At 64.5% G+C, this 18,746-nt stretch carries 14 protein-coding genes, 1 tRNA gene and 1 pseudogene; 3 read left to right on the top strand and 13 right to left on the bottom strand.

What is annotated here, in order from left to right; all coding sequences use genetic code 11:
* Positions 1-85 precede the first annotated feature (85 nt).
* The 3 genes and pseudogenes from ACTQ1Z_RS01695 to ACTQ1Z_RS01685 form a co-directional block, all read right to left on the bottom strand.
* Positions 86-1,198, bottom strand: a pseudogene (locus ACTQ1Z_RS01695) (MFS transporter); the annotation flags it as partial.
* A gap of 27 nt (positions 1,199-1,225) precedes the next feature.
* On the bottom strand, positions 1,226-2,014 hold the full coding sequence (locus tag ACTQ1Z_RS01690; protein WP_441858269.1) for an SDR family oxidoreductase: 789 nt from the start codon (positions 2,012-2,014) through the stop codon (positions 1,226-1,228).
* Positions 2,015-2,230: 216 nt separating this feature from the next.
* On the bottom strand, positions 2,231-3,745 hold the full coding sequence (locus tag ACTQ1Z_RS01685; protein WP_441858267.1) for a UxaA family hydrolase: 1,515 nt from the start codon (positions 3,743-3,745) through the stop codon (positions 2,231-2,233).
* 320 nt (positions 3,746-4,065) lie between these two features.
* Between ACTQ1Z_RS01685 and ACTQ1Z_RS01680 the strand changes: the two genes are divergently transcribed.
* A complete protein-coding gene (locus ACTQ1Z_RS01680; protein ID WP_441858265.1) occupies positions 4,066-4,827 on the top strand; it encodes an IclR family transcriptional regulator in 762 nt (253 codons plus the stop codon).
* A 138-nt stretch (positions 4,828-4,965) separates the two neighbouring features.
* Here ACTQ1Z_RS01680 and ACTQ1Z_RS01675 read toward each other — a convergent pair whose 3' ends face one another.
* The 7 genes from ACTQ1Z_RS01675 to hisS all read right to left on the bottom strand — a co-directional run bounded on the left by ACTQ1Z_RS01675 (position 4,966) and on the right by hisS (position 14,161).
* Complete coding sequence (locus tag ACTQ1Z_RS01675; protein ID WP_441858263.1) at positions 4,966-5,556, bottom strand: 5-formyltetrahydrofolate cyclo-ligase; 591 nt, start codon at positions 5,554-5,556, stop codon at positions 4,966-4,968.
* Positions 5,557-5,564: 8 nt separating this feature from the next.
* Positions 5,565-8,267 carry a valine--tRNA ligase gene (locus ACTQ1Z_RS01670; RefSeq protein ID WP_441858784.1) on the bottom strand — a complete coding sequence of 901 codons (2,703 nt, stop codon included), beginning with the start codon at positions 8,265-8,267 and terminating at the stop codon, positions 5,565-5,567.
* 149 nt (positions 8,268-8,416) lie between these two features.
* Complete coding sequence (locus tag ACTQ1Z_RS01665) at positions 8,417-8,743, bottom strand: HIRAN domain-containing protein (protein WP_441858261.1); 327 nt, start codon at positions 8,741-8,743, stop codon at positions 8,417-8,419.
* A 118-nt stretch (positions 8,744-8,861) separates the two neighbouring features.
* On the bottom strand, positions 8,862-9,812 hold the full coding sequence (locus tag ACTQ1Z_RS01660) for an alpha/beta fold hydrolase (RefSeq protein WP_441858259.1): 951 nt from the start codon (positions 9,810-9,812) through the stop codon (positions 8,862-8,864).
* Between the two features lie 397 nt (positions 9,813-10,209).
* The gene (locus tag ACTQ1Z_RS01655; RefSeq protein ID WP_441858257.1) at positions 10,210-11,832 is read right to left on the bottom strand and encodes a 4Fe-4S dicluster domain-containing protein; all 1,623 of its coding nucleotides are present in this window, start codon (positions 11,830-11,832) and stop codon (positions 10,210-10,212) included.
* A 253-nt stretch (positions 11,833-12,085) separates the two neighbouring features.
* Positions 12,086-12,841, bottom strand: a complete 756-nt coding sequence (locus ACTQ1Z_RS01650) for an RluA family pseudouridine synthase (protein ID WP_441858255.1) — start codon at positions 12,839-12,841, stop codon at positions 12,086-12,088.
* Positions 12,842-12,844: 3 nt separating this feature from the next.
* The gene (hisS, locus tag ACTQ1Z_RS01645) at positions 12,845-14,161 is read right to left on the bottom strand and encodes a histidine--tRNA ligase (protein ID WP_441858253.1); all 1,317 of its coding nucleotides are present in this window, start codon (positions 14,159-14,161) and stop codon (positions 12,845-12,847) included.
* A 329-nt stretch (positions 14,162-14,490) separates the two neighbouring features.
* Between hisS and ACTQ1Z_RS01640 the strand changes: the two genes are divergently transcribed.
* Entirely contained in the window at positions 14,491-15,561 is a 1,071-nt protein-coding gene (locus tag ACTQ1Z_RS01640) for a threonine aldolase family protein (RefSeq protein ID WP_441858251.1), read from the top strand.
* A gap of 163 nt (positions 15,562-15,724) precedes the next feature.
* Here the strand turns inward: ACTQ1Z_RS01640 and ACTQ1Z_RS01635 are convergent, their stop codons facing one another.
* Both ACTQ1Z_RS01635 and ACTQ1Z_RS01630 read right to left on the bottom strand, forming a co-directional pair.
* Positions 15,725-16,789, bottom strand: coding sequence for a DMT family transporter (locus ACTQ1Z_RS01635; protein WP_441858249.1), 1,065 nt, complete (start codon positions 16,787-16,789; stop codon positions 15,725-15,727).
* A 42-nt stretch (positions 16,790-16,831) separates the two neighbouring features.
* The gene (locus tag ACTQ1Z_RS01630; RefSeq protein ID WP_441858247.1) at positions 16,832-17,497 is read right to left on the bottom strand and encodes an HAD family hydrolase; all 666 of its coding nucleotides are present in this window, start codon (positions 17,495-17,497) and stop codon (positions 16,832-16,834) included.
* Between the two features lie 304 nt (positions 17,498-17,801).
* Between ACTQ1Z_RS01630 and ACTQ1Z_RS01625 the strand changes: the two genes are divergently transcribed.
* Positions 17,802-17,877, top strand: a tRNA-Thr gene (locus ACTQ1Z_RS01625).
* 201 nt (positions 17,878-18,078) lie between these two features.
* Here ACTQ1Z_RS01625 and ACTQ1Z_RS01620 read toward each other — a convergent pair.
* Positions 18,079-18,471 (bottom strand): desulfoferrodoxin family protein, encoded by a 393-nt coding sequence (locus ACTQ1Z_RS01620; protein WP_441858245.1) that lies wholly within the window; start codon positions 18,469-18,471, stop codon positions 18,079-18,081.
* Positions 18,472-18,746: the final 275 nt, after the last annotated feature.

Raw genomic sequence — 18,746 nt, 5'->3', positions numbered from 1 at the left:
GGCAGGGAACGGCGACGAGCATGGCGACGGACAGGCCGCAGGCATCGCCAATGGCGCTCACGACGACCGGGATGATGGCGCCGCCCACGATCGACATCGTGATGATGGACGAGCCGGTCTTGGTCTCGTCGCCGCTCATGCCGCGCAGCGACAGCGAGAAGATCGTCGGGTAGCCGATGGACATGAACAGGTAGGCCACGACAAAGGCAGCGACGGACACGACGCCAAGGTTCAGGAACACGAGGAAGAAGCAGATGGCAGCACCCGTCATGTAGATGCCGAGCAGCTTGCCCGGGTCCTTCTTGGCCAGAAGCGGCGTAGAGCCGAAGCGGCCGATGGTGAACAGCAGCGACAGGGCGCTCACGAGGCCCGTGGCGAGGCTCATCTCAAGGCCGGCGACCTTCGTCGCGTACGTGGCGAACAGGGAGAAGCCAACCGTCTGGATGCCCACGTAGAAGAACTCGGCGACGACGCCAAGCTTGAAGTAGGGCTTCTTGAGGGCACCGCCCTTGGCGGCCTTCTCGGAGCCGACCTCCTCGACGTCGTTCGGCGGCGTGGGGAGCTTCACAAAGACGAACACGGCGAGCATGATGGCGAGCACGATGGCGATCACGATGTAGATGCCACGGGTGCTGCCCAGGAAGGCCGTCTTGGCCTCGGCGAAGCCGGGCTGGCCGGCGGCGACCGTCGTGCTCAGGATCTGGGCCATGATGAGCGGGCCCACGATGGAACCGACGCCGTTGAACGACTGGGCGAGGTTGAGTCGCATGGACTCGTGCTTCTCGTCACCGAGCTTGGTGATGTAAGGGTTGCAGTTGGCCTCGAGCGTGGTGGCGCCAGCGGCAACGACGAACGTGGAGACCAGGAACAGGGCGAACGAGGCGGCGTTCGTGGCGGGCACCGTGATGATGGAGCCGATCACGAACAGGGCGAGGCCGGCGATGACGCCACCCTTGTAGCCGAACTTCTTGGCGATGGCACCGGCCGGGATGGCCATGACGAAGTAGGCGCCGTAGTAGGCAACCTGCATGAGCGACGTCTGGGTGGTCGTCAGCTCAAGGTAGTTGGCGATCGGGGCGTTCAGCGAGCTGACCAGGTTCATGGCCAGGCCCCAGACGAAGAACAGCGAGGTCACGAGAACGATGGCGATGGTTGCCGCAGCGCCCTTGGTGCTCGCCTTCTTGGCAGAATCAGACATGCGTTAAATCCTCTTTCCAGGCCAGAGCTAGTCGAGGGCGCGGTCGAGGTTGACGTAGCCGCCGTCGACGCTGCACCACTGGCCGGTGGTGTGGGAGGCGCGATCGGAAAGCAGGAAGCACGCGGTGTCGGCGATCTCCTCGCAGGTGGTCATACGGTGCTCCAGCGGGATGCGGTCCGTGATGAGGGACAGACGCTTCTGCTGGGCCTCCTCGTCACCGAAGGTCTTGATCCAGTTGGCGTACAGCGGCGTCCAGGCCTCGGCGACAACAATGGCGTTGACACGCACGGAGTCGTGGACGAGAGCGGCGGCCCACTCACGGGTGAGGCCGAGGATGGCGCCCTTGGCGGCGTAGGCCGTCGTCTTGCCCTGGCCGGTGAGGGCGACCTTGGAGGCGATGTTCACGATGGAGCCCTTAGACTCCTTGAGGTACGGGCAGCAGCAGTGGACGAGCTCGAAGTAGTGCGTGAGGTTGCCGTGCAGGGACTTCTCGAAGTCGTGCCAGTCGAGGGTCTCGAGCTCGAGGTTGTCGTTGCGGCCAGCGTTGTTCACCACGCCGTCAATGTGGCCGTACTTCTTGTAGACCTCCTCGACGATGGGCTTGATGGCGTCGGTGTCGTTGAGGTCGATGTAGTACATCTCGAACGTCTTGGTGATCTCGGAGATCTCGGCGCGGAACTCGTCCTCGACACCGTCCTTGCGGTTCAGGACCACGGGGATAGCGCCCTCGCGAGCGAGCTGCAGCGCGATGCCCTTACCGATGCCCTTGAAGCCGCCGGTGACGAAGATGACCTTGCCCTCGAGATGAAGATCCATGATGCACTCCTTCTGGTTGTTCCGGGTATTCCTTCCCCGGTACTTGTCCTGACGCAGCTATTGGGGGGCTGCGTCGTATGTATCACGCGGTTTGACCCGCGGTGATGCCTAGTGTTTGCGACGGCGACGCCTTCGGCGGTAACTGGCACCCCCGGGATTGCTTGGTGTGATTCGCTCGCAAAGGCAGCTAGAGCGAATCAACCAGGCGTGTCTTTGTTACATGTAGTTGCACAGGTGCGGGAGAGCCGTCTCGGTGTAGCCAAGTGCCTCGGCGCAAGTGGGCTCGCCATTGCAGACGGCGATGATCTGGTCGATGAGACGGTCGCGAAGCTCTTCCATGGACTCGGGTCCATAGATCGTGGCCTGCGCGTCGAAGTCGATGTTGTCGGCCATGGTCTGGGCCGTGCGGCCATTGGCCGTGATGCGGAGCACGGGCGCGATGGCATTGCCCGTGGGCGTGCCGAGACCCGTCGAGAAGACCACGAGCTGGCAGCCGCCAGCGATGATGCCGCCCACGCTGGACGGGTCGTTGCCCGGCGTGTCCATGATGACGAGGCCCTCGTGGCTCTTGAGCTTAGCCGCATAGGGATAGACGGCGTTGATGGGGCTGTGACCCGCCTTGTGGATGCAGCCGAGGGACTTCTCCTCGAGCGTCGTCAGGCCGCCGGCCATGTTTCCGGGGCTGGGGTTGCCCTCGCGCATCTCGGCACCGAACATCTGCACGTACTTCTCGTAGTCGCGCACGATCTTAAGGATCTGCTCGCCCACCTCGGGCGTGGAGGCGCGACGCGCGAGGATGTGCTCGCCGCCGAACAGCTCGGGCGTCTCGCACAGGACGGTCGTGGCACCCTGCGAGACCATCCAGTCGGACACCTCGCCGATGAGCGGGTTGGAGCCCAGGCCGCTCGAGGTGTCGGAGCCGCCGCAGTTGGTACCAAAGATGAGCTCGGAGACCGGCACGTCCTCTCGCTCGCACAGGCTTGCGTCACGGACGAGCTCGCGGGCGATGCGCGTGCCCTCCTCGACGGCCTTGATGGAACCGCCGACCTTCTGGATGATCAGCGAGCGGATGGGCTTGTCGCAGCGCTTGCGGATGGCGTCGATGACGAGGTCGTTCTGGCAGCCCTCGCAACCGAGCGAGACGGCAAGCACGGCATAGACGTTGGGGTTTACCGCAAGGCCAGCGAGCGTGTCGACCGTGAGCTGCTGGTCGACGTTCACCTGGCTGCAGCCGTTCTGGTTGTGGAACGTCACGCAGCCGGTGACGGCACGAGCGATGCGCTCCGTGGTGTCAGAGGCGCAGATGCTCGTGGGAAGGACGAGCACGTGGTTGCGGATGCCCACCTGGCCATCCGCTCGACGGTAGCCGCGGAAGGTGCGAGTGGACTTGGGCGCGGCAGCAGGGGAAATGGCGTCGGAGGCAGCGGAGGCCACGTCGTTGGCGTCCGTGTCCTTCAGGTCATCGGAGCTGGCGCAGTTGTGCGTGTGCACGTGCTCGCCCGCAGCGATGTCGGCAGTAGCGACACCGATGTACTCGCCGTACTTCATGACCTTCTCGCCACGCTTGATATCCGTGCGCGCGATCTTGTGGAACAGAGGAATGTGCTCGCGAGTCACGACGTGGCCCTCGCCTCCGCCAGGTAGCGGATAGGCGACGTCGGTGCCAGCCTCGAGCTCGTGAATGGCGACGACGACGTTGTCCTTCTCGTCGATGATGACGCCGTTTCTCATGAACGATCCTCCCTCTTTCTGGGACGGTTCGCCGTCCGCAGAGACCTTGCGCGGCGCTTGGCACCCGTTGGTGTTGCCTGAATCCATTTTGTTCGGATATGCGAACCTCGTTCCTAAATTGCAATTGCAGGGTAATTCTATCGCTTGGCGCGTGAAAGGGTAGCGCTCCGGGCGTCCGTGGACGGTAGGTATTTCTCTGCGAACGGCGTTCGTATTTGCGAACTATCAGAATCAGTGCTAAGAATGGTTAGGAACCTGAAATAGCCGAGGCTACGCGCATGGCCTCCGGACCAGACTTTTGCCCCAAGGGAGCTCAAATAATGACAACGGTTGAGGATAAGACCCAGCATCGCTCGACAAAGCGCGTTCTCGACATCTTCGAGGCGCTTGCGAACGCTTCCGAGGGACTCACGATGGCGGAGATCTGCCGCGAGGTGAATGCGCCCAAGGGGAGTCTCTCCCCCATCCTGCACACGATGACCGATACCAGCTTCGTCGCTTATGACGACGCGACGAAGCGCTACTCCATCGGCCTCAAGACGTATCTGCTCGGCAAGTCGTTCGATCGGGAGAGCACCTCGATAAGCCTGTTCATGGCAGCGATGCGAGACGTAACGAACGCATGCGGGGAGACCTGTCAGCTCGGCGTTCTCGACCGTGGCCGCGTGCTCTACATCGCCAAGGTGGACTCGCCCCAGCCTGTGCGTCTCACCTCGAGCATCGGCAAGACGCTGCCCATCCACTACACGGCAATTGGCAAGGCACTCGTAAGCGAAATGGACGAGGAGAAAGTGCGCGCGATGCTCCAAGAGCCGCTCGAGCGACCCACCGACGCCACGGTGCGAACTGCCGATGAGTTCATTGCCCAGCTTGCCGAGGTAAGGAACGAGGGCTTCGCCTATGACCGGGAAGAGGCGACGGAGGCCATCCAGTGCATCGGTATAGGCATTCGCAGCCATGGCACGATTCAGTACGGCTTGTCAGTTACGACGCCCTCCTATCGCCTCACTGAAGACAAGCAAGCGCTCATCAAGGAGGCACTCTCGCGCGCCAAGCGCCATATGGAGCGCGTGCTGGCGTAAGGGCGGCTCAGCCCAGGCCAACGCCCGGTCATCGATACGCGGAGCGCGTGCTGGCGCAAGGATGGCCCGACCCGAGCCAACGCCCGGTCCTCGATTCGCGGAGCGGGCCACAAGCATTCGCGGAGCGGGCCACAAACGCTAGCGAAGCAGACGGGTCTCGGTGGCGACAATGCCGACGGCACGGTCATGCGGCTCGAGGGTACCCATATCGGCGAGGGACGGCATCAGCGCCGCATCCCGGCAGAGCCCGATGGAGACGCCCCTGAATCGCTCGAGGAACGCGTCATAGAAGCCGCCGCCATAACCCAAGCGATAGCCCATCTCGTCAAAGGCGAGACCCGGAACGAGCGCGACCGAGCGCTCGCCGAGGCGCGCAGGGTTAACGCGACGCTCCCCGCGCGCCAGTGGCTCTTCGATGCCCATCGCGCTCACTTCGAGCTCGTCACCCGCCTCGACGCGATACCACGCGAGAGAGCGAGGACCCGTCACGCGCGGTGCCGCCACCACCTTGCCGGCCTCCCAGGCAAGGCGCACGAGCCCGCGCGTATCTACCTCATCCCTCACGGAGAGGTACGCGAGGACCGCCGGAGCCTCGCGCCATTCCTCGGTCGCCGCCACGGCAGCAACAATCCGCGCGTCGACCTCGGCGCGAACGGAAGGACCCAGCTCCCGGCGAAGTGCCCGGAGCTGGGTCCTCAGCTGTTTCTTATCGAGTGGCACGGTAGCCACGGATCGCCTTAGGCGAGGTCCGCGAGCTGGGCCTTAATGCGCTCGACCGTAGCGGTAAGATCGGCGGCACGCTCGCGCTTGGCAGCGACAACCTCGGCCGTCGCCTTGGCGAGGAAGCCTTCGTTGGAGAGGGTGCGCTCGACGCCGGCGAGCTCCTTCTCGGCCTTGGCAAGGTCCTTCTCGAGCTTCTTGCCCTCGGCAGCGAAATCGACGAGGTCACCCATGACGACGAAGGCCTCGAAGTCGCTCTCGACGAGCGTGACGGAGGCGGCGGGCTTCTCGGCGTCCTCGGCGACGGTGAGCTCGCTCACGCGGCCGACGCTCTTGACGAAGTCAGTCTGGCTGGAGAGCTTGGAGACGGCATCGGCGTCAGCGTGGACGACGACCGCAAGCTCGGTCTTGGGAGAGAGCTTGTAGCGGGCGCGAGCGGAGCGAACGCCGGCGACCAGGCGACGGGCGATGTCAAACGTGGACTCGGCCTCATCATCGACGAAGGCGGCAAGGGCCTCGGGCTCGGGCCAGGCGGCCATCATGAGGAAGCGGCCGGCATGCGCGGCGTAGTTGCCCTCGCCGTCAGCGTCGAGCTCGCTGGCGGGCATGGTGTCCCACACGCTCTCGGTCACGAACGGCATGACCGGGTGCAGCATGCGCAGCGACGCGTCGAGGACGTAGACGAGGTTGCGCTGGACCTGCAGGCGTTCCTCGCCCTCGCCGTCGAGCAGACGGCCCTTGCAAAGCTCGATGTACCAGTCGCAGACCTCGCCCCAGAAGAAGCTCTGGAGCTCGCGGGCGTAGTCACCGAGCTCATAGGACTCGAGGCGGTTGGTCGACTCAGACACCATCTTGGCAAGGCGGCTGAGCATCCAGGCGTCCTCGGGCGTGGCGGCCTTGGCGGGGCCGGGCGTGTAGCCGTCCATGTTCATGAGGACGAAGCGGCTCGCGTTCCAGATCTTCGTGACGAAGCTCTTGGCCTGCTCGGTGCGCGGGCTATCGATGAGCTCCTTCGTCTTCTTGTCGATGTTGGCGTCGAACTTGACGTCCTGGTTGTTGGTGATGAGCGTCAGGAGATTGAAGCGCATGGCGTCAGCACCATACTTGGCGATGAGGTCCATGGGGTTCACGCCGTTGCCCTTGGACTTGGACATGCGGCTGCCATCCTTGGCGAGGATCGTGGCGTAAATGACCACGTCCTTGAACGGAATCTCCTTGGTGAAGTAGAGCGAGCTCATGATCATGCGGGCGACCCACAGCGCGATGATGTCACGGGCGGTGACGAGCGCCGCCGTGGGGTGGTGGCCCTCCATCTGCTCCGGGTGATCCGGCCAACCCTGCGTGGCGAAGGTCCACAGCTGCGAGGAGAACCAGGTGTCGAGAACGTTCTCGTCCTGGTGGACGTGCTTGCCGTGGCAGTGCGGGCACTCGTGGACGTCATCCATGCAAGCGTCCTCCCAGCCGCAGTCCTCGCAGTAGAAGACGGGGATGCGGTGACCCCACCAAAGCTGACGGGAGATGCACCAGTCCTTCAGGTTCTCCATCCAGGTGGTGTAGGTGTCAGTCCAGCGGGCGGGGTGGAACTTGACCTCGCCGGACTTCACGACGTCAAGCGCCGGACCCTTGAGCTTGTCAACGGCGACGAACCACTGCTCGGACAGCCACGGCTCGAGGGCCGCATCGCAGCGATAGCAGTGCATGACGGAGTGCTCGAGCTCGTCGACGTGGTCGAGCAGGCCGTGCTCCTCGAACCAGGCGATGACGGCCTCGCGGCACTCATCGCGATTCATGCCCGTGAACTCGCCGTAGCCATCGACGACGACGGCATGCTCGTCGAAGATGTTGATCTGCGGGAGGTCGTGCGCCTGGCCCATGGCGTAGTCATTGGGATCATGCGCCGGAGTGACCTTCACGAAGCCGGAGCCGAAGTCCTTGTCGACGTGGTAGTCCGAGAAGATGGGAATCTCGCGGTTCACGATGGGCAGCATGACGGTCTTGCCCACGAAGGCGGCCTTCTCCGGATCGGACGGGCTGACGGCCACGCCCGTGTCGCCGAGCATGGTCTCCGGGCGCGTGGTGGCGACCACGATGTACTCCTGGCCGTTCACCGGCTCGGTGAGCGGGTAGCGGAGGTGCCACAGGTGGCCCTTCTCGTTCTTGTACTCGGCCTCGTCATCGGAGATGGCGGTGGTGCAGGAGGGGCACCAGTTGACGATGCGCTTGCCACGGTAGATCAGGCCATCGTGGTACCAGTCGCAGAAGACCTTGCGGACGGCCTTGGCGTAATCCGGATCCATCGTGAAGCGCTCGTCAGAGAAGTCGACCGAGCAGCCCATGCGACGGATCTGCTTGATGATCGTTCCGCCGTACTCGCGACGCCAATCCCAGCAGGCGTCGAGGAACTTCTCGCGGCCGATCTCGAGACGAGAGATGCCCTCCGCCTTGAGCTTCTTGTCCACCTTGGTCTGGGTGGCGATGCCCGCGTGGTCCGTGCCGACAATCCAGCGGGTGGAACGGCCGCGCATGCGGTTGTAGCGGATGATGGTGTCCTGAATCGAGTCATCCATGGCATGGCCCATGTGGAGCACACCGGTGACGTTGGGCGGCGGGATGACGACAGTGCAGTCGCCTACACCCTTGCTGCGCTGATAGCAGCCAGCGTTGATCCACTGGTCAATGAGCGCAGGCTCGGTGGTTGCCGGGTCATATGTCTTGGGCATCTCGGCCGCCTGGGCCGAGGGGGTGTTCTCTGCCACGAATAGCCATCCTCTCGCACGTGTACAACTAGCTGTTCAGGATAACACGTGCATGGAGGACGAGGACGCCATTGCGGAAAAGGTGACAAAGGGACAGTCCCTTTGTCAACTCTCTAGCGTGCGTCGACCATGAACAGGCCCACGAACACTTGGTTCCAGGTCTTGGCCTCGGGATCGACCTGCTGAACGCGGCACTCGATCACGCCAGTGTGACCAAAGTGGAGAAGCTGAGCGAGGAGCTCGTTCTTATCCGCAGGCACGAAGCCAAGCTTGACGCCCTGGAACAGGATGGCGACAGCGTTGGGGTCATAGGGATTGTCAGGCTCAGGGGCGAGCGTGAGCTGCATGCCAGGCTTGAGCTCTGACAGGACGAGGGCGCCATCCCAGTGCTGAAAACCGGCGATGTTGAACGACGTGATGTGACGTGACGGCTCGTACATGGTTGCCTCCTCATGTGGGGCGGCTCCTTTGCCTCCCCTTGTTAAGACAACCTTACGAGGCGATACGGACATTAAAGTGAGGCCAGCGCAATAAGGCGAGACCAGAGCAACGCCCCAGCTAGAGGCCCTGACGGGAGAGGAAGTCCACTACGTCGGACATGACCTTCTCCTTGATGGGCTCGTTCAGAATCTCGTGACGGACCCCGGGATAGATCGTGAGCTCGACGAGGCGAACGCCGGCATTCCTGTACTCGCTCACCGCCGCGCGCACGCCACGGCCGCGATCGCCCACCGGGTCTTCGGCCCCGGCGATGAAATACAGCGGTAGCCCCGCCGGCACGCGACGGGCGAGCGCCTCATCCGTCGCGTCGGCAACGAGACAGGAAAGCGTGTGGTAGGCACCCACGGTGAACGGCTGGCCGCAGAGAGGGTCCGCCTGGTATTCGTCCACGACCTCAGGGTCCGTGGCGATCCAGTCGACGTTCGTGCGCGCGTCCTTGATAGCCCTGGCGTAAGCACCAGCACCCATCGAATCGATGAGCTTGCTCACATAGCGCTCGCCGCGGACGGACGCGATCACGCGCGTCAGCGTCTTGCCGGCGGCCGCCTGGGCATGCGGTTGTTGACCGGTGCCACAAATCACGGCCGCGCTCAGGCCCTCGGCATGGCGCGTGAGGTAGACGCGCGTGACGAAGCTGCCCATCGAATGGCCAAAGATGACATGCGGGACATCCGTCAGATAGCGCTCCCCCACCAGTTCGCGAAGCGCGTGTACGTCCTCCACCAGCACGTCCTCGCCGCCCTCGAGCGGCATGTGACCGAGATCCGCCTCCGAGGAGACCGTCTTGCCATGGCCCACGTGATCGTTCGCGCAGACAACGAAGCCCTCGCCCACGAGGTGCTCCGCGAAGGGTGCGTAGCGCTCGACGTGCTCCGCCATGCCGTGGACAAGCTGCACCACGGCGCGCGGCGCGAAGTCCGGCTTGACGGCGGCGTCTGGCTCCCAGAGAAGCGCGCGGATGGTCGAGGTGCCATCGTGGCTTGGATACGTGAGCGTGGTGGTAAGCATGCTGCCTCCTGACGGGGTTGTCTTGAGTGCTTATACCCACGCCGCGCGGAAGCGGGCCGGTTCCACCGCAATCACCACGCGGCCGCGCCTCGCCCGGCGTGCGCCCGGTCGCCGGCCCGGCGCAGATGGCTCCGAAACATGCGGAATTTCGAGTTATGCAAGCCTTTTGACGCCAACAACTCGAAGAAACGCATGTCTCGGCGAATCAAGCGGGGCGGTGGGTCCCGCGCCACCGCGCCACGCCACCGCGCGGCCATACCTCGCCACCGCGGCGCGCCGCGCCGCCGCGCCACCGCAATCACCACGCTGTCGCGCACGGCGCGCGCAAACGAAAGCGGCGCCGCACGGGAAACGTCCCCGCGCGACGCCGCCATCAGCAGCGCTATGCCAGTCCTAGCTACTTCTTGGGAACCGAAGCCTCGGTGCTCTCGGCGACGAGCTCGTCACCGTGCTTGCCGTCCTCGGGACGCTCGAGCTCGGGGATCAGGTCGCAGTAGGCGTTCTCCGTGGCGTTCTTGCGCTCGCTCTTCTTGGCGTACATCTTCACCGCGCCCGCCGTCTTGGCAACCGCCTGCAGCGTGCCCGCGCCGGCAACGCAGCCGCCCGGGCAGGCCATGCCCTCGAGCAGGTAGCCGTTGTACTTGCCCTTCACGGCGGCCTTCATCATCTTGCGGCACTCGTCCAGGCCCTCTGCGTTCACGACGTTGACCTCGCGGTCCGGATAGCGGCGGTGAATCGCGTTGACCACGGCGTTCGCAACGCCGCCGGCCACGGCAAAGCCGCGGGCGTCAGCGCTGGCGACCTCGAAGTCGCCACCCTCGCCGGCGAGGCTCGTGTAGTCGATGTCCTTGGCGCGCATCATGCCGGCCATCTCCTCGAAGGTCAGCACGAAGTCGACCTCGCTCTTAACGCTCCTGCGCATGGCCTCGAGCTTCTTGGCAGAGCACGGGCCAACGAAGACGATCTTGGCGTTGGGATGCTGCTTGCGAATGAGCCTCGCCGTGAGCGTCATCGGCGTGAGCGCCATCGAGACGCATCCCGCGTGCTCGGGGAACTCCTTCTTCGCCATGACGGACCACGCAGGGCAGCACGAGGTGCCCATGAACGGGATCTTCTCGGGGACCTCCTCGAGGAAGTCCTCCGCCTCCTCGACGGTGCAGAGGTCCGCGCCAAGCGCGACCTCCTCCATGCCGGCAAAGCCAAGCTCCTTGAAGGCCTCGCGGAGCTTGTCGACGTTGCCCTTGCCGCCAAACTGGCCCACGAACGCGGGCGCAACCTCGGCGATGACCTCCTCGCCGGCGTTGATGGCCATGATCGTCTGGAAGATCTGGCTCTTGTCAGCAATGGCGCCAAACGGGCAGTTCACGAGGCACTGGCCGCAGGAGACGCACTTCTCGTAGTTGATCTCCGCGCGACCGTGCTCATCGGAGCCGATGGCGTGCATGCCGCAGGCGTCTGCACAGGGACGCACATGGTGATGAATCGCCTGGTAGGGGCAGACGCTCGCACAGCGACCGCACTTGATGCACTTCTCGTGGTCGATGAAGGCCTTCTTGTCCTTGAACGTGATGGCGCCCTTGGGGCAGATCTCGCGGCAGGGGTGCGCAAGGCAGCCCTGGCAGGCGTTGGGCATGACGCGATAGACGTTGTCCTCGCAGGCGTTGCAGGCAAACTTGATGACGTTGACCAGCGGCGCCTCATAGTAGGTCTCGGGCACCGCGGCCTTCTTGAGGCCCTCCGTCACGCTCTCCGGACGATCGAGGTCCTGGAGCGGGAGGCCCATGGCGAGGCGGATGCGCTCCTGAACGATGGCGCGCTCGAGGAAGACGGACTCGCGATACGTCGCCACGTCGCCGGGGACGATCTCGTAGGGCAGGTTGCGGAGGTTGTGCGCGACGGAGTCGAGCCTCTCCTCCGCGTTATCGCCACCGGCGTCATAGGCGATCTTAGCCACCTCGGCGAAGACCCTACGACGAATCTCGGTCAGATTTGTATACACGCCACGCATGGTTCCAGACATAAGCGTCCTCTCCTTGAAGGTTGCCCCATCCCAATGGGACCACGAGGCGTGCGCCATCCCCATGGCGGGCGTCTCGCATAAGCGATCTGGCATTCGCGGCGCGGAACCCATGGCCGTGATTGTCCAGTCATTCGTGACCATCTTAGCAGCTCAGGCATAGCAGCTCGAGCATTGCGTGAGAAATACGGAATGGCGTTCGCCATACGGAACGACGCGGCCGCAACACCGCCATATTGCCAGACAGCATTGCCTGCTACTCGACTCCCCGCGACGCGAAGCCGAGAGTTGAGAAACGCTCGGGCCACTCGCCGGCCAAAACCAACCGCTCACCCGTCACGGGGTGCACGAGCGTCTCGCGCGCGGCGTGCAGCATGAGCGGCGTGCGACCGGCACGGTCCGCCGGCACGCCGTAAAGGGCGTCTCCCACGATCGGGTAGCCGCGACTCGAGAGATGCACGCGGATCTGGTGCTTGCGACCCGTCTTGAGCGTGAGCTCGACGAGCGAGACGCGCTTGCCGCGAGCGCCCGCCGCCGCCAGGCGGCGCACGAGCGTAAGGCTGGGCTTGCCGTGCGTATCCGCGCGCATGCGGCGCGCGTCATGGCGGTCGCGCGCGAGGGGCGCGTCTATCTCGCGCAGGCCCTCCGGCAGCTCGCCGCGGACGATGGCGAGGTAGCTCTTCTCGATGCCGTCATGGCCCGCCACGAGCGCGTCGAGCTTGGGTTGCACGGCCTTGTCCAGGCTGAACAGCACGAGGCCCGTGGTGTCGCGGTCGAGGCGTTGCACGGCCTGGAGCTGCGCCGTGGCCTCGGCCCTCCCCTCGCACTCGAGGTGCGTGCGGACGAGGTCCGTGAGCGAGGCCGCGCCCGTGCCATCGCCATGCACGATGATGCCCGCAGGCTTGTCCGCCGCGAGCAGCCACTCGTCCTCGTAGACGACCGCGGGCGCGGCCAGGCCCTCGCCAGAGAGCCCGCTCGCGCCCGCGGAGACGTTGTCGTATGTGCGCGCCACGCCCTAGGCCAGGCGTTCGGCGACGGCGGAAGCGAGCTCCGCCATGGCGACGCTCGTCTGCTCGTGGGTCTTCATGTCGCGAATCGTGGCAGTGCCAGCGGCGACCTCGTCAGGGCCGATGACCACGCAGAGCTCGGCGTTGTGCTTGTCAGCCTGCTTTAACTGCGCCTTAAGGCTGCGGCCCTGGTAGTCAGCCTCGGTACGGATGCCCGCGCGGCGAAGCGCGAGCGTGGCCGAGAAGACCGCCGGGCGCATTTCGGCCTCGGTACCGGCGACGTAGACGCAGGAAGGCTCCACGCCGCCGAGGTCAACACCCTCCGCCTCGAGGGCGAGCATGATGCGCTCGAAGCCAACGGCAAAGCCGATGCCAGGCGTGGGCTTGCCGCCCTCGAGCTCCATGAGGCCGTCATAGCGGCCGCCGCCGCCGATGGCGCCAATTGCCGGATCGGGTGTGTAGTCAACCTCGAAGACGGTGCGCGTGTAGTAGTCGAGGCCGCGGACGAGCGTCGGGTCCTCCTCGTAGGCGATACCCGCCTCATCGAGGTAGCGCTTCACCTGCTCGTAGTGGGCGGCACACTCCTCGCAGAGGTTCTCGTGGGCAAGCGGGGCGTCCGCCATGACCTCGCGGCAGTGGGCGTTCTTGCAGTCGAAGGCGCGCAGCGGGTTGATCTCCGCACGCTCGCGGCACTCGTCGCACATCTCGTCAGCATGGTCGAGGATGAACTGGCGGACCTTCTCGCGATAGGCGGGGCGGCACGCGGCGTCGCCCATCGAGTTGATGGCGAGGTGGAGGTGAGCGGGGTCGATGCCGAGGGCCTTGTAGAAGTCCATCAGCATGATGATGCACTCGGCGTCAGCCGCCGGATCGGGGGCGCCCAGCCACTCGACGCCCACCTGGTGGAACTGGCGGAGGCGGCCCTTCTGCGGACGCTCGCCGCGGAACATTGGCTCTGCGTACCACAGCTTCACGGGAGCTCCGCCCTGCGGGACGAAGTTGTTCTCGACGGCAGCGCGAACGACACCCGCCGTGCCCTCGGGACGCATGGCGAGGCGCTGCTTAGGCTTGAGACCACTCTCGTCGCCGGCCTGGAAGACGCGGTCGAGCAGGGCGCCGGAGAAGACGCGGAACATCTCCTTGCGCACGACGTCCGTCGACTCGCCGATGCCATGTACGAACGTGGAGACCTGCTCCATCGCCGGCGTCTCGATGGCGCCGAAGCCATAGGGCTCGAACGTCTCGCGGGCCGTCTTCTGCATGTGCTCCCAGGCACGCATGCGCGCACCGAACAGGTCCTCGGTGCCCTCTGCCTTGTTCGCCATCGTGGCATCCTCTCACTCGGGTTCAACCCGGTTAGTATACCGCGAGGGATGGGCACACCTGACGACGCGAACCAGGTGTACCAAGCACGAGGGCAATCGCCCCCCCATTTGCTGGCATTCCCTCTCCGAAGCACCCGGTTAGGCCACCCCAAAAGGCCCTGATTTAGTGTCCGCATCGCCTGCTTTACTGAAGTGACTAGAGCTCGCCGAGGCAAGATATCCAAGCAGACCGCACCGCGAGCCCGCGTCACGCTATCATGACCTCCAGCAAGCACTTAATTCGAGAAGCCGGCAAGGCAGTTCCCACACCGGCTTGACGAGGAGGACCCATGCACCTGTTCCGCAACGATTACTCAGAGGGCGCCGCGCCCCAGATTCTCGACGCCGTCTGCCACGTGAGCGCAGAGCAGAACGTGGGCTATTCGGAGGGCGACGCCCACAGCGACCACGCTCGCGAGCTCATCCGCGCCGCATGCGAGTGCCCGGACGCCATGGTCGAGTTCTGCATCGGCGGCACCAGCGCCAACGTCATCTGCCTCAACGGCATGCTCCGCGACTGGGAGGGCGTCATCTGCACGCCTGACGCGCACATCGTCGTGCACGAGACGGGTGCGCTTGGCGCCACCGGCCGCACCAGCCTCCCCACGGCTGACCGTGACGGCTTCCTCAGCCCCGAGGCGGCGGAGCGCGTCTATCAGTTCCAGATGGGCACCGGCCGCCACATGACGCGCCCGGCAGCCATCTACATCACCGACGCGACGGAGCTCGGCGGCGTCTGGGACCGCAAGCGCTTCGACGCCATCTGCGACTGGGCCCGCAGCCATGACCTGGGCATCTTCCTCGACGGCGCCCGTCTCGGCAGCGCCCTCACCGCCCCCGGCAACGACCTCACCCTCCCCTACATCGCCAGCCGCGTCGACGCCTTCTACATCGGCGGCACGAAGAATGGCATGCTCATGGGCGAGGCCGTCGTCATCTGCGGTCACGGCAAGCACGCGGAGCGCCTGCGCGAGGCCTTCCCGTTCCTCCAGAAGGAGCGCGGCGGCCTTCTCGCCAAGGGCTTCCTGATGGGCGCCCAGTTCGAGGCTGCCTTCGCCAAGCAGGAGGATGGCTCGGAGGAGCTCTACTGGCAGCTCGCCCGCCACGCCAACGAGCAGGCGACCGCCCTTCGCGAGGGTCTCGTCTCCGCCGGCTATGAGCTCTACGGCAACTCCACCAGCAACCAGGTCTTCGTGACGGCCACGCCCGAGCAGACCGAGGCTCTCGAGGCCGCCGTGGGCTGCGAGACCTTCTACGTCCTGGAGGACGGCCGCCGCGTCATCCGCTTCGTCTGCTCCTGGGCGACGGAGACCGCAGACGTGACTGAGGTTCTCGAGCTCGCAGGCAAGCTGAGCGCCTAGGGAACGCGCGCCCACCTCGCGCGAGAGCAGCTGCGCCTGCGCGTTGTTGCTCCGGCGACCTAGCGCCAATCCGTCATAGCACGTCAAAAGAAGCGCCGCAGCCCAATTGGGACTGCGGCGCTTTTCGCTTTGTGTCACGACAACGCGCGCTGGCTCCCCCAAGCTACCTCCGGCTCGGCCAGCGCTCGATGAGACGCTCCCCTACCTCGGAGAAGACGATGCCCGCGAAGATGAGCACGAAGCCCACCAGGAGCTTGGGCGTCAGGCTCTCATAACCAAACGCGACGGAGAACGCCACGCCACTCGGGCTCTCAAGTGACGAGAGGAGCGAGCCGCTCGCCGGGTCAACCTTCGTGAGGGCATAGTTGAGAAGCGCGAGCGTCCCGAACGAGCACACGACGGCAAGGAAGACCAGGGAAGCGACGTTGCCGAACGTGTAGAGCGCAGGGGCAGGCGCCTCTTCAACGAGGAGGAACCCAGCGGCCACGATCAGCGTGATGGTGACGAACTGCCAGAAGGTGAGCGCCCAGACATCCTTGCCTCGGCCCTCAGACGAGACGACCACCATCTCAAGCGCGTAGAACACCGAGCCCACGAGGGTCAGGGCATCGCCCACGTTGAGTGGCAGCCCGTTGTCGAGCACGACAAAGCCAGCACCCACGAGGCTCACGAATGCGGCGATCAGGCTCACGCGGCGCGGGCGCCCGTGCCCCAACGCCCAGGCGCAAAACGGCACAAGCACGCAATACACGCCGGTCAGGAAGGCATTCTTGCCAGGCGTGGTAAAGACGATGCCATAGGTCTGGAAGATATAGCCGGCACCATAGAGCACGCCGAGCAACACACCCGTCTTTACCACGGAGAGGTTGAGATTCGCGAAGATCGCCTTGCGGAAAACGACCGCCATGATCGCACTCGAGATGCCAAAACGAACGAGAAGAAGCCAGAACACCGGGAAGAGCTCCGTGACGTCCTTCATCACGAAGAACGAGAAGCCCCAGGCGAGCGCGCAGGCAACGATGAGGGCCTTGTTAAAGGCAGAGGACTCGAGCAGGCCCCGCTGCGTCGAGGCGGAGGCCTCGGCAATAGGGGCGTCGAGGCCCTCCGTCTCGGATGCAATTGGGTTCGCCACGGACGTCTCATCCGCCGAGGACCCGTTCGCGTCCATTTCTGCCGAGGCCACCTCGGCCACGGCCATATCGACCGTGGTCTCCTCGTCCGCACTCATCCTATCCTCAGCCCTTCCGTTCGCGTCATCGCAGCGTATGGACTATACCAGGTCGAACTCAGCGTAGCTGGCGAGCACCTCGGCGGCGGCGCTCACGTCTTGCACGACGCTCGAACCCGTATAGCCAAGCACGTAGGCGCCAGAGGCCACGCCCGCGGCGACGCCCGTCGGAGAGTCCTCGACGACCACGGCATGCTCGGGCGTGGTACCGAGGATCTCCATGGCGGTAAGGTAGGGCTCGGGGTTGGGCTTCCTGTTCTGCACCATGTCGCCCGCAATGATGACGTCGAAGAGCGACACGAGGCCAAACCTGTTGAGCAGTGCGAGGACGTGCGCGGCGACAGTGGTGGAGACGAGCCCGCACTTGACGCCCTTCTCGCGCAGGTTGACAAGAAGATCGCGGACGCCCTCGTTGAGCTCGAGAGTGGGATCGATATAGATGGTGCGCGGGAGAATGCCGTTATCGCGTGCCTCGGTGGTCTTGGCCTCGAAACGCTCCTTGTCCATCTCCTTGCCATACTTGGCGGCGATGGCGGGAATGCCAGCGACGCCGTCACAGCCACAGAGCGTCAGCGCGTCCTCATACGTCACTGGAATGTCGAGCATGTGAAAAACCTTGACGTTACGGCGAGCCGCGACGGGCTCGGAGTCCACCAGGACGCCGTCGCAATCGAACAGGACACAGTCTACCTTCTGTGGACGCTCCATCAATATCCTCCCTGCTAGTTGATTTGCGTCGTTGATTCTAGCAGAGGTAGCGGACAGCAGATCGAAGGCGGGAGATCCCGGGTGCCCGCGCGCGACGCCAGCAAGCGAGAGCTTGCTAGCACTTTGGATGCATCCCCGTGCGACTGATTCGGCGGCGCGTTCACGCGACCACGTCCGCGATCAGCGAGCACGACAGGCTGCCAAAAGTCTCGTCAAGTTTTTCTCGCAAACTTCTTGCGCAAATACGGGTGTTTCCGTTATAGTTCTTATTCGCTGCGCGCGATAGCGCGTACCGCATGGAGTCGCCAGCTTAGCTCAGTTGGTAGAGCACCGCTCTCGTAAAGCGGGGGTCACCAGTTCAAGTCTGGTAGCTGGCTCCAGCGTAATTTCAGGCCAGGGGCATCGCGCCCCTGGCCTTTTTGTTTGTCTCGAGCTGTTCCTCGCCAGCGCCCGCCTCAAACAGGACAGAAGCCGCAGCTATGACACCTAATCAGCGCACCGAATCATGCTTTTGCGCCAACAGCTGCAGCCATTGCCTATCTCTGGATTCGCAGTCGAAGCCAAGCGCTGGCACTCGCGGGTTACGCCGTGTACTCGGCCTTCCATAGCCCATGCAGGTTGCAGAACTCGTAGACCGTGGCACTCGCCTGGCCATGCAGGCAGAACGTCGCCTCTGGGGCCTCGCCCGGAGCCAGGTGCTTGAACTCGACCGTACCGTCCGGCCTCGCAATGGCAATGAACTGGATGTAGTGCTCGGGGAGCATCGGATGAGCGACCTCACCCACGCAAACGTGCAGGCGCTTCCCGTCCTCCAGCTCGAGCGCGGGCACATGCTTCTCGTGTGCGCCATCGGTCTCGCCGGCGCGGAGTTCCGTCATCGGTTCGCCGCAGCACGTGGGCACGCATGCCCCGTCCACGGCGGACCACAGGACGGCACCGCACTTCTTGCAGTGGAAGAACTTGAGCTCGGCCATGATGCGTCCTTTCTCTCTGGCGTGTTGGACGAGCGGGCACTCTGCGACGGACAGAAGCGAGCGTTCGCCCCGTATCGAGAGAGCGGACCTATCCCTCACGGCGCACTGACGGGCAAAAGCCATGCGCCAGGCGAGCAAGCCCGCCTCTCACCTAGCTTCTTCCCATGGATCGCCCATCCTTACACGCCAAGCGCAATTGCCACACATGCATTTGGGCGAGCGGGGCTTTCGACGCGCTTATGCCAGCTAAACATGCCGTTTCGTTGTGCGTCACT

The organism is Parolsenella sp. LCP21S3_E11 (assembly GCF_052118165.1).
Taxonomy (GTDB): Bacteria; Actinomycetota; Coriobacteriia; order Coriobacteriales; family Atopobiaceae; genus Parolsenella.
Note: the sequence above shows the minus strand (reverse complement) of the source record. Positions and strands in the feature narration are given on the sequence as shown.